Annotated in this window: 15 protein-coding genes; 12 read left to right on the top strand and 3 right to left on the bottom strand. The window is 38.5% G+C overall.

The window, feature by feature from the left end; genetic code table 11:
- Positions 1 to 99 precede the first annotated feature (99 nt).
- Positions 100 to 810: a M50 family metallopeptidase gene (locus tag SB717_RS04005; protein WP_410903292.1), complete on the bottom strand. Its 711-nt coding sequence runs from the start codon at positions 808 to 810 to the stop codon at positions 100 to 102.
- 203 nt (positions 811 to 1,013) lie between these two features.
- Here SB717_RS04005 and SB717_RS04000 point away from each other — a divergent pair, with 203 nt between their 5' ends.
- The 7 genes from SB717_RS04000 (at position 1,014) to SB717_RS03970 (ending at position 7,875) form a co-directional block, all read left to right on the top strand.
- Complete coding sequence (locus tag SB717_RS04000) at positions 1,014 to 2,213, top strand: amidase (RefSeq protein WP_410903291.1); 1,200 nt, start codon at positions 1,014 to 1,016, stop codon at positions 2,211 to 2,213.
- The gene (locus tag SB717_RS03995) at positions 2,210 to 3,094 is read left to right on the top strand and encodes a fumarylacetoacetate hydrolase family protein (RefSeq protein WP_410903290.1); all 885 of its coding nucleotides are present in this window, start codon (positions 2,210 to 2,212) and stop codon (positions 3,092 to 3,094) included. The genes SB717_RS04000 and SB717_RS03995 overlap by 4 nt, the downstream gene beginning before the upstream one ends.
- Before the next feature lie 197 nt (positions 3,095 to 3,291).
- A complete protein-coding gene (galE, locus tag SB717_RS03990; protein WP_410903289.1) occupies positions 3,292 to 4,272 on the top strand; it encodes a UDP-glucose 4-epimerase GalE in 981 nt (326 codons plus the stop codon).
- A gap of 229 nt (positions 4,273 to 4,501) precedes the next feature.
- Positions 4,502 to 4,684: a DUF3973 domain-containing protein gene (locus tag SB717_RS03985; protein ID WP_013055747.1), complete on the top strand. Its 183-nt coding sequence runs from the start codon at positions 4,502 to 4,504 to the stop codon at positions 4,682 to 4,684.
- Positions 4,685 to 4,889: 205 nt separating this feature from the next.
- Positions 4,890 to 5,279 carry a PepSY domain-containing protein gene (locus SB717_RS03980; protein WP_410903288.1) on the top strand — a complete coding sequence of 130 codons (390 nt, stop codon included), beginning with the start codon at positions 4,890 to 4,892 and terminating at the stop codon, positions 5,277 to 5,279.
- Between the two features lie 258 nt (positions 5,280 to 5,537).
- Positions 5,538 to 6,218: a hypothetical protein gene (locus tag SB717_RS03975; RefSeq protein ID WP_043979994.1), complete on the top strand. Its 681-nt coding sequence runs from the start codon at positions 5,538 to 5,540 to the stop codon at positions 6,216 to 6,218.
- Positions 6,211 to 7,875: a diguanylate cyclase domain-containing protein gene (locus tag SB717_RS03970; protein ID WP_410903287.1), complete on the top strand. Its 1,665-nt coding sequence runs from the start codon at positions 6,211 to 6,213 to the stop codon at positions 7,873 to 7,875. Before SB717_RS03975 ends, SB717_RS03970 begins: the two co-directional genes overlap by 8 nt.
- Positions 7,876 to 7,899: 24 nt before the next feature.
- On the opposite strand, the gene SB717_RS03965 is transcribed toward SB717_RS03970, so the two are convergent.
- A complete protein-coding gene (locus SB717_RS03965; RefSeq protein WP_013082054.1) occupies positions 7,900 to 8,214 on the bottom strand; it encodes a winged helix-turn-helix transcriptional regulator in 315 nt (104 codons plus the stop codon).
- A 289-nt stretch (positions 8,215 to 8,503) separates the two neighbouring features.
- Here SB717_RS03965 and SB717_RS03960 point away from each other — a divergent pair, with 289 nt between their 5' ends.
- Positions 8,504 to 9,355 (top strand): GRP family sugar transporter, encoded by an 852-nt coding sequence (locus SB717_RS03960; RefSeq protein ID WP_014461263.1) that lies wholly within the window; start codon positions 8,504 to 8,506, stop codon positions 9,353 to 9,355.
- A gap of 62 nt (positions 9,356 to 9,417) precedes the next feature.
- A complete protein-coding gene (gene gdh / locus SB717_RS03955) occupies positions 9,418 to 10,203 on the top strand; it encodes a glucose 1-dehydrogenase (RefSeq protein ID WP_025749618.1) in 786 nt (261 codons plus the stop codon).
- 186 nt (positions 10,204 to 10,389) lie between these two features.
- Here gdh and SB717_RS03950 read toward each other — a convergent pair whose 3' ends face one another.
- Entirely contained in the window at positions 10,390 to 11,352 is a 963-nt protein-coding gene (locus SB717_RS03950) for a bile acid:sodium symporter family protein (protein WP_410903286.1), read from the bottom strand.
- 201 nt (positions 11,353 to 11,553) lie between these two features.
- Here SB717_RS03950 and SB717_RS03945 point away from each other — a divergent pair, with 201 nt between their 5' ends.
- The 3 genes from SB717_RS03945 (at position 11,554) to SB717_RS03935 (ending at position 13,479) form a co-directional block, all read left to right on the top strand.
- Positions 11,554 to 11,754: a DUF3311 domain-containing protein gene (locus SB717_RS03945; RefSeq protein ID WP_013055761.1), complete on the top strand. Its 201-nt coding sequence runs from the start codon at positions 11,554 to 11,556 to the stop codon at positions 11,752 to 11,754.
- Positions 11,751 to 13,214, top strand: coding sequence for a sodium:solute symporter family protein (locus SB717_RS03940; RefSeq protein WP_098966248.1), 1,464 nt, complete (start codon positions 11,751 to 11,753; stop codon positions 13,212 to 13,214). Before SB717_RS03945 ends, SB717_RS03940 begins: the two co-directional genes overlap by 4 nt.
- Before the next feature lie 85 nt (positions 13,215 to 13,299).
- On the top strand, positions 13,300 to 13,479 hold the full coding sequence (locus SB717_RS03935) for a hypothetical protein (protein WP_410903285.1): 180 nt from the start codon (positions 13,300 to 13,302) through the stop codon (positions 13,477 to 13,479).
- The last annotated feature ends 227 nt before the right edge of the window (positions 13,480 to 13,706 follow it).

Raw genomic sequence — 13,706 nt, 5'->3', positions numbered from 1 at the left:
TAAGGGAACTCGTAAACCATTATTTAGTGCACGAAGTAAATTATTCCTTTAAATTATAAAATTTCCAAAGATTTCTTGGGGCATTACCGAATTTTGTCTTTAATAAATCAGGTGAAAAATCAAATAAGCCACATAAATGGCCTGTGCGAAAAATAAAAAGCCCCAAAAGCGTGCTGAAAGATGGGTAAGCTGCTTTAAACTCGTAGCGTCACCTGCATCGTGTGGATATTTGATGCTTAACACAAAAATAATAAAGGCGGAAAATAGAGATTCTACAAGTAACAGTGCACCAACAAACATCATGCTGTAACGTATAAGCTGTGGATCTTGCAGATAATAGATGCCTCCGAGGATCAAAACGATAGAAAATAGCCATACAATTCCGTAGCCGTTACGTACCCAAAGCAGCAAATTAATAACAACAACACTTCCTAACCCGTAAAAAAGCCAGTCGTAGTGGTTGTGAACGAGCAGGTAGAAAAACAAATAAGCCATTGCTGAGCTGAACGGATAGCCGGCTAAAGCAATAATAACGCGCGGCAGCCATCCACGGGATCCCGCGTAGGTGGCAGTCACAGCTACACCTTCATTATTAGTATAAAGCTCAATGCGATTGACTCCTTTTCCGACAATAAGCCCCATTAACGCGTGGCCGTCTTCATGAAACATCGTATTTAAATTTGAAAAATAACGTCCAATATGCCGAAGCAGCTGGTTAATGCTAGGAGCAAATGAACCTATAAATGGAATGCCTCTTGTTAGCACAAAAGCTAATAAAATAAATAAGAAAAGCGTAGTAGATTGTTCCATCGCGATAGTCCTTTTCGTAAAATGATATGTTTCTACTTTACTCGCAAACGTGCTAAAAGGGAAATAAAACGGCTGGTTTCTCTAGGAAAAGAGAAGCTGGGAGATTTACATAATATTAATGTTAACAGACCTGACACATTCATTGACCAGCTTATTCCAAATTTTATATTCTAAACAGATATAAGAAATGAGGAGATGGTTGAATGAAAGATACGTGGAACGCATTTATAGACAGTGATCTTTACGTCCCTCCAACGGGAACGGGAATGTTAAATAACTTGAGTTTTGCGTTAAAAGACGTATTTGATGTACAAGGACATATATCAAGTGCAGGAAATCCGGATTGGCTCGCCACGCATCAGCCTGCAAGTGAACATGCAGACGTAGTAGCTGCTCTTTTAAAAGAAGGAGCTGCACTAAAGGGAGTTACGCATACTGACGAGCTTATGTACGGATTAAATGGAGAAAACGCGCATTACGGAACACCGGTAAACCCAAAAAGCGCAGATCGAATTCCGGGAGGTTCTTCAAGCGGATCAGCGGTTGCAGTGGCAGCGGGAATAACTGATTTTGCGATTGGAACAGATACGGGAGGATCGGTTCGAATTCCTTCAAGCTACTGCGGTATTTTCGGGTATCGTCCTTCTCACGGACGCATTTCTACAAACGGTCTGATCCCACTGGCTCCAAGCTTTGATACAGTCGGTGTAATGGCCAGAGACAGCCACACTCTGCAAAAAGTAGGAGCGGTTTTATTGAATTCAACGGCTCGTGTCAGTGGATTTACACGGCTGTATGTACCAACAGACGTGATGGAACTTGTGGAAGAACAAAGCATGCGAGCTCTTGCCCCTTCTATTAAGCACGTAATGAAGTCTATTTCTACTACAGAAGAAATAGTAATTGCCCCTCAGGGTTTTTCTACATATATGGAAACTTTTCGTTTGTTGCAAGGAAAAGAAATTTGGCAAACGCACGGAGAATGGATTCAAAAAGAAAATCCAACGTTTGGAGACGATATCGGAAGCCGCTTTCAATGGGCGAGTACTCTTACCTTATTAAATATGAATTATATAGAAGAAAAGCGTCGTGAACTTCGCTATTTTATGTACTCACAGCTTGGAGAAGACGGAATATTAGTCCTTCCTACTGCTCCAGGACCCGCGCCTGTAAAAGATGCAAAAGGACCGGAGTTAGAAAACAGAAGATTGCGAACACTTCAGATGACGTGTATTGCCGGCCTAAGCGGTCTTCCCCAAGTTACGATACCTGCGGGAGAACTAGATGGTTTGCCAATCGGCTTATCTTTTATTGCAGGATACAACCAAGATGAAAAATTATTGAATTGGGTAAAAGAAAACAGCGATCGTATCATTCAAGCATCGGTAAGGAGCGTATCATGAAGTTAGTAAATATAATAGAGCAAGGGAAAGAACAAGCAGCCATTTTAGACAATGACAGCATTCTGCTTATAGAAGATATCAATACTAAATATTTAACAAACTGGTCTACAACAATTTGGGGTCTTATTCAATATAAAGAACTTCGCCACCTTGAAACATGGTACGCCCATAATAAATTTGGTATGAACAGCTCTTTTCCCGTACTGCACTTGCAGGGCAGAAAAACAGCTCCTATCATTAGTAATCCGTCGAAATTATTAGGCATTGGATTTAATTATGCAGCTTCTGAAGAAAAACTAAAAGACTACGACCGTGCCATTGATCCAGTTAGTTTTTTAAAACCCGCAACCGCCATTATTGGGCCAGACGACAGCATTCGTATTCCAAAGCAGTCCTACAAAACAACGGCCGAAGCGGAACTAGCGGTGATAATCGGCGAAACGTGTAAGGATATAGAGCCAGATGAAGCCATAAACGTAATTGCTGGTTATACGTCAGCCATTGACGTAACCGCAGCTGATATTCACGCAGCGAATCATCGCTACTTAATGCGAGCGAAAAGTTTTGATACATTTTGCAGTATAGGCTCAGAATTTATCACAAAAGAAAGCATATCAAACGTGAAATCACTTCAAGTGTGCACATTGCTAAACGGAGACGTACAGCATGAAAATAGAGTGTCTAATATGATTTACGACATCGCATACTGTGTTTCATTTTTCTCAAAAGTCATGACGCTGCATCCAGGTGATATCATTCTAACAGGAACGCCGGGACCCGCTGTTATTGAAGACGGGGACTGTATTGAATGCCATATTGAAGGCATGCTTCCATTAAAAAATAAAGTGAAAGATTTGAAGAAAGTGCCGCAGCAAATCTAAGAAGAAAACCCGTTGCTTACACGCGCGGGTTTTTAAGTAGAAACGAATATCTTCATACTCAATTCACAATTAGTAGATATACTAATTAAAAGAGACAGCTGCGGTATTGTATACTGAAAAATGAAATATTTACAAATGGAAAAGAAACGGGTACGATATCTGTAGCGACACTTAATAAAAAGGAGCTGACTGACAGTATGATTTTAGTCATCGGAGGAGCAGGCTATATCGGGAGCCACCTAGTAAAAGAATTAGTGAAAACAAATGAAGTTGTGGTACTTGATAATCTATCAACGGGTCATCGCTGGGCAATCGATGAGAAAGCGGTATTCGTAGAAGGAAATCTAGGTAATGAGAAAGATTTAGAAAGCGTATTCACAAATCATAAAATTGATGCTGTCATGCATTTTGCTGCTAATAGTTTAGTAGGGGAGTCAGTAACAGATCCTCTTAAATATTATCAAAACAACGTAGCTGCGACGTTAACACTTTTACAAACGATGATGAAGCACAATGTGAAAAAGTTTATTTTTTCATCTACTGCTGCTACATACGGGATTCCTTCTGTAGATATCATTACAGAAGATACAGCAACAAACCCAATTAATCCGTACGGACGTTCAAAGTTAATGATTGAACAGATTCTAGCTGACTTTGCAAATGCTTACGATATGGAATATGTTGTACTTCGTTACTTCAACGCAGCGGGTGCTTACGAAACAGCAGAAATTGGTGAGTGCCATGATCCTGAAACGCACTTAATTCCAATCATTCTTCAGCACCTTCTTGGAGAACGTGAAAACATCTCTGTATTCGGCTCAGACTACGATACTGCAGACGGAACGTGCATCCGTGACTACATTCACGTAACGGACCTAGCGAATGCTCATATTTCAGCGCTTCAAGCACTGTTAGACAGCACGAAGAAAACAGCAACGTACAACCTTGGAAACGGCCTTGGCTACTCTGTAAAAGAAGTGATCGAAACGTGTGAAAAAGTAACCGGTAAAAAAGCGAATGTTGTAATGGCAGACCGCCGCGCTGGAGATCCGGCACGCCTAGTTGCATCTTCTGATAAAATTCACGCAGAATTAGGCTGGAAAGCGCAAATTTCATTAGAAAAAATAATCGCATCAGCTTGGAACTGGCATCAAAACAGCGCAAAAGTAACAAATTAATAAAAAAGCCTCTTTTCTTTTTGAAAGAGGCTTTTTTGTTACGATTAAACTGATTTATGTTCTAAATAATCCTTTTGAAAAGCCAGCGGTTTAGCCCATGGATAAGCCTTCTTCTTTTCGGACATTTTCGCTAAACAAGCACGACTTTTATTCTTTTCCATATGCTATAGGTAAATATACCACTCACAACTATCCCCGTTTATAAAATAGTCCGCAAGGAGGTTATGATATGTATTACTGTGTAAGATGCTCCAAATTTCATGACGAACAGGAAAAAGAAAACATCTTTCAAAATGGTTTTTACATTGATCCCTATTTGCTTCAAAAAGTCCATCTAGGCATGTGCGTCCACAAATCCCCATCAATCAAACAAATGAGAGCCGTAGAACGATTCGAAACGAAAAAAATGTAGAATTCACATTCACCAATAAGAAGCTAGATCTAACCAGGTCTAGTTTTTTCAGTGAATAACAGCTTTCTTCAGCTATCTTTCATGTAATATTAAGAGAAATTTAAGACAAGCCCCCTATACTAGTTAGTAGACGTATACATAGGATATGGTACGTTAAAAAATTGAAACAGCAGTCCGTTTTATAAACTAGAAAGGATGGCGTCAAATGATTTCTGAAAAACGATCACTTTTGTTGAAAGAACAAGCAAAGCTTCTCGCATTAAAAGAATATAAAGGCATTGTCAAATCCATATCGCTGAGTAAAATACTCACTCTTCCTATTTATATAGTAGACATCCTTACATTAAACGGAGAAGAGCACAAAGTAAAAATTAACGCCGAAACCGGCAATATTTTGAAAGAAAAAACGATTCCTTTAACTAAAAGCCGTGCAAAAGCATATGCATTAAGACAGCATAAAGGTATTATCGAATCGGTTGTTCTCACTAACAAGCAATATGAAATTGAGATTCTTGGACTTGATGGAAAAACCCACAGCGTAAAAATTGATGCTGAAATTGATGTGCTGGCACAAGAAGAGCGAAACGTTCAGTAAATGGCCTATATTATGTAATCAACCTCATTTTTTTGAAAGTGGGGTTTTCTTTATTGAGAGAAATCATTAATAAAGGTAACAATGATAAAAAAAGAAACGATTATTTCTTTAATAGAAAGGGTAAGTGATAGTGAAAAATAACCACTTCCTAATTATGGTTCTTTGATTCGTTCTGCTTATGACTCTCCCATTATAAGTATGATAGTATCGAACATGTATAAAACATAGGTTATAACATAACTAAAAGGGTGTGCGACAATGAAAAAACGTACGAAGACCATTATTGCAGTCATTGCAGGAGCTGCTATTTTAATAGGAGGAATATGGATGATAAACGAAAGCCGATACCCAAACGTCCCCGCTTTTGATGATCACTTTACGCGTGAATTCTTAAACAAAGATAAAAAAGTGGACGATGGGTTTTATGAATTTAAGTCGAAGACCGGGCAGTATACGATGTGGTTTCCGGAGGAGTATCAATTAATACATGAGGATGCATCAGATTATGTTAAAGACGATACATATTATGAATTTTGGAAAGCCTCGAATAATAACAATGAAGGGCATAAAGGATATATTAACATTGAGTTGTCTGAGAAAAATCCCGATAAAGAAAAGGTCTATGTAGAAAGCTTATTTAAGAAACGTTTTCATAGTACTAGCCCTCAAAAATTACAGACAGATACAACAAGAATTTATTATGACAGAGCGTACATATATTTTAAAGGAACAGATAAAAGGGTAATTACGGACTTTAATAGACATATTCCAACTACGTATGCTGGTTATATTGCAGACAAGAACTCCGAGCGTGTAATTGAATTTTATTTTGATAGTACAGATGATCATCTTTCTAAAAAGTCAGCAGAAGAACGAGATGAATGGATTATAAATATATTAAAGAGCATTACTTTTAATAAGGATGAACACAATGGCTAATCATTCTGTTTTAAATAATAGTTTAAGAAATAAGTTAACACAACTTGAATATAAGGATTTATCAGGAAAAGAGAAAGAAATAAAAAAAATTTATGAAGAAACAATGGGGAAAGAACCGCCGAATTTTGAGATTTATAGCAGTACGGACATGAAAATTGGAAAAAAGTCTGGTTTCGATGGAGCTGCTATTCATTTTTATGATAAAAAGCACCATATTAATGAAATATATTATATCTTTAGAGGAACAGAACCATCCAAAGATTTTGGTGATGTGGTTTATGATGCATTAGGTATTGGAGCAGGAAAAAGTAACAAGCAAATTAACGATGCTTTAGAGATGTACAATGAAGTAGAAAAAAAGGTGGAAGGTTCAGATATTGAAATTAAAAGGTATGGAGATGGTCATTCTCTAGGTGGTCACCTTATAGTTACATTAGGTCTGTTAACTAAAAACTTTGTGAACATAAGAGGGTTGAATGATGCTCCTGTAAATGTTAAACAGCTCAACAGCGTATTCTTAGAAACGCTTCAGCTTTCTGCAAGCGATGTGCTGCACCAAAATTATTTAGATATTGCTAAAAGGCTGGGAGTCTGTAATTACAAGTCTTGGAATGTATATGAAACAATCAGTTACAGCACAGAGCTAACACTTCGTAGAAGTCAACATTCCGCACAGCACGTGTACATTACAACCATTCCTGTCAAAGTAAATAATCAAACGGTTGGTGCTTACGCAATTTTACACGATATTACGCCTCAAAAAGAAGCAGAAGAACAGCTGGCTTATACAATGAAAGAACTTGAAAATATAAAATATGCGCTTGATGAATCAGCTAGCGTTATGATTCTAGATGCAAATGGAACTATCACTTATATAAACGATATGTATATACGTTATTCAGATTATCAAAAAGAAGATTTATTGGGGAAGTATTATCGAGATGCAGGGCTTCGTCATGACCTTTCTGAGCTGCGTGAGACAATAAAAAGCGGAAAAGTATGGCGAGGGGAGCTTGAAATGTGGACGAAGCATAATCAGTTGTACTGGGTATCGAACACAATTGTGCCATTAAAAGATATAGATGGAAATATTACTTATTATGTCTCGATTCATAATGATATTACAGAACAAAAAGCGTTAGAAAATAAACTTCATTTTGAAGCCACTTACGATAGTTTAACAGGTCTTCCCAACCGGGCGATGTTATTAAAAGAGTTAAACAAAGTAATTGAAAAAGGGGAGCAAAAAAGCGATGAGTTTTTTGCGCTTTTGTTTCTTGACTGTGATAATTTTAAGCAGATTAACGATGAATATGGCCATCATATAGGCGACGAATTTTTAAAAGCATACACGAAGAGATTAAAAAGCTGTGTACGGAAAGGCGATCGCATTTATCGTTTGGGCGGAGACGAGTTTATCATTATTTTAAATGTTACAAATGGACGGGAAATTGAACAAATTGCTAGGCGAATTCACGCATCTCTTCAGCAAAGCTGGAATGTACGGGGCTATTGTTTGCGCACAACAACTACCATTGGTGTCTCTATTTATCCAGAAGACGGAGAATCGGCTGCTTTATTATTAAAAAACGCAGATGATGCGTTATACAAAGGGAAAAGAGAAGGGAAAAATAATTATATCCTTTATCAAACGTAAAAAAAGCCTCCAAAGAGGCTTTTTTTATTTTATCCATGTTTTTGCCCACTTGCTGACGGGGCCTAAGATCGTACCAAGCTCTGATCCTTTTTTAGTTAAGATATATTCAATACGAACCGGACGTTCAGGAATAACGTGCCGGATTACAATGCCTTCTTCTTCTAACTCTTTCATTCGCTCGGTTAACATTCGTTTACTTAAAGAAGGAATGCTGCTGTGAATTTCACTAAAGCGTTTAGGACCGCTCATCAGGACATAAATAATTAATCCATTCCATCTTTTTCCTATTATATCAAACGTTTTCCACACTTTTGGACATAACTCATCAAATTCATTCATTCATGCCACCTACTTTATCGTATATAGGATATTAAAAGTAACTCTTGTAATGTTATTATATACTAGCATTTGGATAATGAAAAGGCTATCTTTTTTTATTTTCAAAACTTTCAGTAGCTTGGAAACGCTGTATTGTAAAGTATTTAAAAAAAGTCACAAAATCGACATATTATTGTTGACGTATCAAGAAAAAAGGTCTAAGATTGGTTACATAAAGTTACCTAGTTAAACAAAAGGTACTTTAAATTTACAATTACATCAAGAGTTTGAGAAAGAAGGTTAGTATCAAATGGATATCCTTTTGGCTATTCTTCCTGCGATTTTCTGGGGAAGTATTGTCCTGTTCAACGTTAAATTGGGCGGAGGTCCTTACAGTCAAACGCTTGGGACTACAATTGGTGCGCTGATCTTTTCAGCCGTTATTTACTTCGTAGTTCATCCCGTATTGACGCCGCTTATTTTTATTGTCGGAATCGTTTCAGGATTATTTTGGGCAGTTGGGCAAAGTAATCAATTGAAAACGATTGATTATATTGGTGTTTCAAAAACCATGCCAATTTCAACTGGTATGCAGCTTGTGACGACATCACTGTTCGGTGTTATCGTATTTCACGAGTGGTCAACAACAACAACCGTTATTTTAGGCGTGTTAGCTCTTATCTTTATTGTTATTGGTATTGTGTTAACATCACTAGAAAGCGAAAAAAACCCGGAGCAATCTGGACAATTCAAAAAAGGGATTATTACCCTTATTATTTCAACAATTGGATACTTAGTGTATGTAGTTGTCGCTCGTTTATTTAATGTAGACGGATGGTCGGCGCTATTCCCACAAGCTATTGGTATGTTAATTGGTGGACTTATACTTACTTATAAACACAAACCGTTTAATAAATACGCAATTCGCAACATTATTCCAGGCCTCATTTGGGCAGCTGGTAACATGTTCTTATTTATTTCTCAACCTAAAGTAGGGGTTGCAACAAGCTTCTCATTATCACAAATGGGAATCGTTATTTCAACGCTTGGCGGTATCTTCTTACTTGGAGAAAAGAAAACAAAGCGTCAGCTTATTTCAATTACGATTGGTATTGTGCTCATCATTTTAGGTGGCGTATTCCTCGGAATGGCTAAAAGTTAACGTTTACGTAAAAGTTAACGATAGTATGTATGAATAAATGAAAACACTAGGAGGATTTTATTATGTATACAGATTTAAAAGATAAAGTAGTTGTAATTACAGGTGGATCAACAGGTTTAGGACGCGCAATGGCTGTTCGTTTCGGTCAAGAAGAAGCAAAAGTTGTTATTAACTATTACAACAATGAAGAAGAAGCTTTAGATGCGAAAAAAGAAGTAGAAGAAGCAGGCGGACAAGCAATCATCGTTCAAGGCGACGTAACAAAAGAAGAAGATGTTGTAAATCTTGTTCAAACAGCTATTAAAGAATTCGGTACATTAGACGTTATGATTAACAACGCTGGTGTTGAAAACCCAGTTCCTTCTCATGAGCTATCTTTAGACAACTGGAACAAAGTTATTGATACAAACTTAACAGGTGCATTCTTAGGAAGCCGTGAAGCAATTAAATATTTCGTTGAAAACGACATTAAAGGAAATGTTATTAATATGTCTAGTGTTCACGAAATGATTCCTTGGCCATTATTTGTTCACTACGCAGCAAGTAAAGGCGGTATGAAACTAATGACGGAAACATTGGCTCTTGAATATGCGCCAAAAGGTATCCGCGTAAATAACATTGGACCAGGTGCGATGAACACACCAATTAACGCAGAGAAATTTGCAGATCCAGAACAACGTGCAGACGTAGAAAGCATGATTCCAATGGGTTACATCGGTAAACCAGAAGAAGTAGCAGCAGTTGCAGCTTTCTTAGCATCATCACAAGCAAGCTATGTAACAGGTATTACATTATTTGCTGATGGCGGTATGACGAAATATCCTTCTTTCCAAGCAGGAAGAGGCTAATATAGTTTAGAATCGATGTAGAAAAAAGAGACATGGCAAAATCGGCCATGTCTCTTTTTCTATACCTAAGCGAATGCCACCCCCCTTGCGGGGGTGGTGGCATTCGCTTAGGTAAAACCTTCTTAAAACAAAGACCTTTTAGAGAACATTCAAGGGAGTTTTTTGATTCCTTATAAGTTTCTTATATTAGCCAGCCATTTTTTTATCAGAGGATGACTGGTTTTTGTCTTTTAGTTTGCTGAAGATAAAGGCAAGAACTGAACCTGAGATGTTGTGCCAGACGCTGAAAATGGCGCTTGGGACAGCGGCTAGCGGCGAAAAATGAGTGGAAGCAATGGTAACGCCGAGCCCTGAGTTTTGCATGCCAACTTCCATTGCCACTGCTTTTTGTTTAGCTAAATCCATTCCGCATAAGCGGGCAAAGAAGAAACCGATTGTGAAACCCAGAATGTTGTGAAGAACAACTACGGCAAAAATGATACCGCCTGTTTTAGCAAGCTGTGCTTGGCTTCCTGCCACAACCGCAGATACAATCAAGACAATCGCGACTACTGAAACAAGGGGAAGAGCTTTGGAACTTGCTTCTGCAGCTTTTCCAAAAAACTTTTTGATTGTAAATCCAAGAGCAAGCGGAATGATGACAACTTGTATAATGGAAATAATAAGAGACATGATATCAATATCGACCCATTTGCTTGCAAATAATAAAATGAGAACCGGTGTAACAATCGGTGCTAAAATGGTTGAAACAGAAGCGATAGCAACTGCGAGCGCAACGTTTCCTCGAGCCAAAAAGACCATTACGTTTGATGATGTGCCGCTTGGACAACAGCCTACTAAAATAACGCCCACTGCTATTTCTTTTGGTAAATCTAAACCAATCGCCAAACCGAATGCAAGAAGCGGCATAATGATAAAATGCCCCACCACGCCTAATGCTACTTCTTTCGGTCTTCGAAATACTTCGCTGAAATCAGACGCTGACAGCGTTAATCCCATTCCAAACATGACAATTCCTAAAAGCGGAACGATATACTTTCCAATCCATACAAAGTGCTCCGGGAATGAATAGGCAATAACGGAAATTAAAATAACCCAAAGCGTAAACGTTTTTCCTGCAAATGTACTGATTTTCTCTATTGTTTTCATCTGTACGATACCTCCTGCGAACTATAAGAAGAAATTATACTATTTATTCTGAAAAATGAAAACAGTATTTTTGTAAAATAGTACAGAATATTTTATTTTTTGGAGATTATTTCAGTTTAAATGCAAGCATTCCTTCATTGAATACACAGAATATGTGGTAATATAAAGAAGTTAGTTTTAGAAAGTCGGAGGAGTTTAGTCATGAAATTTATCTATATTTTGTCTGTCCTTCCGTTCGTAGGCATATTAGGTTTTCTCCCTTTTGTTAATCGAGTCACTCCGTTTGTTCTCGGTATGCCGTTCAATATGTTTTGGATGGTGATCTGGGTGGTGCTTACGTCCATTATTTTAGGGGTTATGTACAAGCTTGATCCCAGAAATCGGGAAGGGGAAGAAGAATGAATAGTGCACTTATTATTATTTTACTATTTTTAGTAGCCGCTATTTTTCTTGGCATACGATCAACCAAAGGCAAGGACATGAACTTGGAGCAGTGGACGGTAGGCGGACGCGGTTTCGGGGCTGTTTTAGTGTTTGTGCTGATGGCCGGAGAAATCTATACAACGTTTTCGTTTCTAGGCGGAAGCGGATGGGCTTATGGAAAAGGAGCTCCCGCACTTTATGTCTTAATTTATATTAGCTTATCGTATGTCTTATCATACTGGCTTCTTCCTGTTATTTGGAAGTATGCAAGAGATCATAAGCTCGTTTCGCAGCCTGATTTTTTTGTAAGCAAATATAAAAGCCCTTACCTTGGTGTGCTTGTAGCTGCTGTAGGAGTGATTGCGGTCATTCCTGTTATTGTTGTGCAGTTAAAAGGATTGGGGATTATTGTATCGCAAGCATCCTACGGCGCTATTTCGATGCCTGCAGCCATTTGGATGGGAGCTATCAGTTTAACGCTGTATGTGATGATATCCGGTATCCACGGTTCTGCATGGACGGCCGTTATTAAAGACATTATGATGCTTGCTGTGATTGGATTTTTAGGCATTTATTTACCTTTTCATTATTACGGAGGATACGGTCCGATGTTTGAAGCGGTGAATACAGCGAAGCCAGGGTTTTTAAAGTTTCCTGAGCAAGGATTAAGCGTCTCGTGGTTTATTTCGACCGTTATTTTGCTAGTACTTGGGTTTTATATGTGGCCGCAGGTGTTTAGTTCAAGCTATACAGCGAAAAATGCAAAGGTATTTCGTAAAAATGCAATCATTAGTCCTCTTTATACGCTGATGCTGCTCTTTGTATTTTTTGTTGGATTTGCAGCTATTTTAAAAGTTCCTGGTTTAAGCGGAGGGGACGTGGATCTTGCGCTATTACGGATTTCAATCCAAACCTTTGACCCTTGGTTTATTGGAATTATAGGAGGAGCCGGTTTGCTGACAGCGCTTGTGCCTGGGTCGATGCTGTTAATGAGCGCGTCAACGCTGCTGGCGAAAAACATATACAAACCGTTTGCGCCTCAAGCAAGCGAAGCGCGTATTGCTCGTTTAGCAAAAAGCTTTGTACCGGTTGTAGCTCTTATTTCTGTTTACTTTACGCTAAATGGAGGAACGACGCTGTCAACAATTATTTTAATGGGCTATAGCCTAATGACACAGCTGTTTCCGTCTCTGCTTTTCAGCTTGAAGAAAAATAACTTTGTAACGAAACAAGGAGCAGCGTGGGGGATTGTTGCTGGAATTATTGTAGTGGCCTATATTACAATCAGCGGCTCTACGATTGGTACGTTATTTCCGTCACTGCCTCAGCAAATGAAGGATATCAACGTCGGATTTATTGCGCTGCTTATTAACTTTATCGTAATGTGGGCAGTCAGTATGCTCACAAAGCAAAACGAGGCTGGGACAAAAGTATGTTAGACGAAGTGAAAAACGAACCATTGATCAACACGTTTGATTAGTGGTTCGTTTTTTTGTTAGGGTCAACGTTAGACCCTTCTAGCAGTTGATTGGAGGGCAAGACGAAGACTCCTGCGGGAAAAGCGGAACAGGTGAGACCCCACAGGAGCACAAGCGACGAGGAGGCTCAGCGTCCGCCCGCGGAAAGCGAAGTCTTGCACGGAAATCAACTGCGGTGTCACAAGCAGTTCAGCTGATGTCTCCCGTTTGTTCGTTTTTATATTAGATTCATCTCATTATGTCTCAGCCACGTTTTTTCTAATCAAACAGCAAAGAGCCAAAGGACTATAATCATCCTTTGGCTCTTTACGTGGCTTTTAACCGATAATTTGTAAAATTTCCTACATCAACTGATTTACGCTAAAGCGGGAACTCGGTCGTTATAGTAAATAACTTCCGATAGGATCTTACACCCTTTAATCTCCTGAAATGTCTTTTTCGCCTCTACCTCTG

The organism is Priestia sp. SIMBA_032, from assembly GCF_046535215.1.
GTDB classification, from domain to species: domain Bacteria; phylum Bacillota; class Bacilli; order Bacillales; family Bacillaceae_H; genus Priestia; species Priestia aryabhattai.
This window is presented reverse-complemented; position numbering and strand designations above follow the sequence as displayed.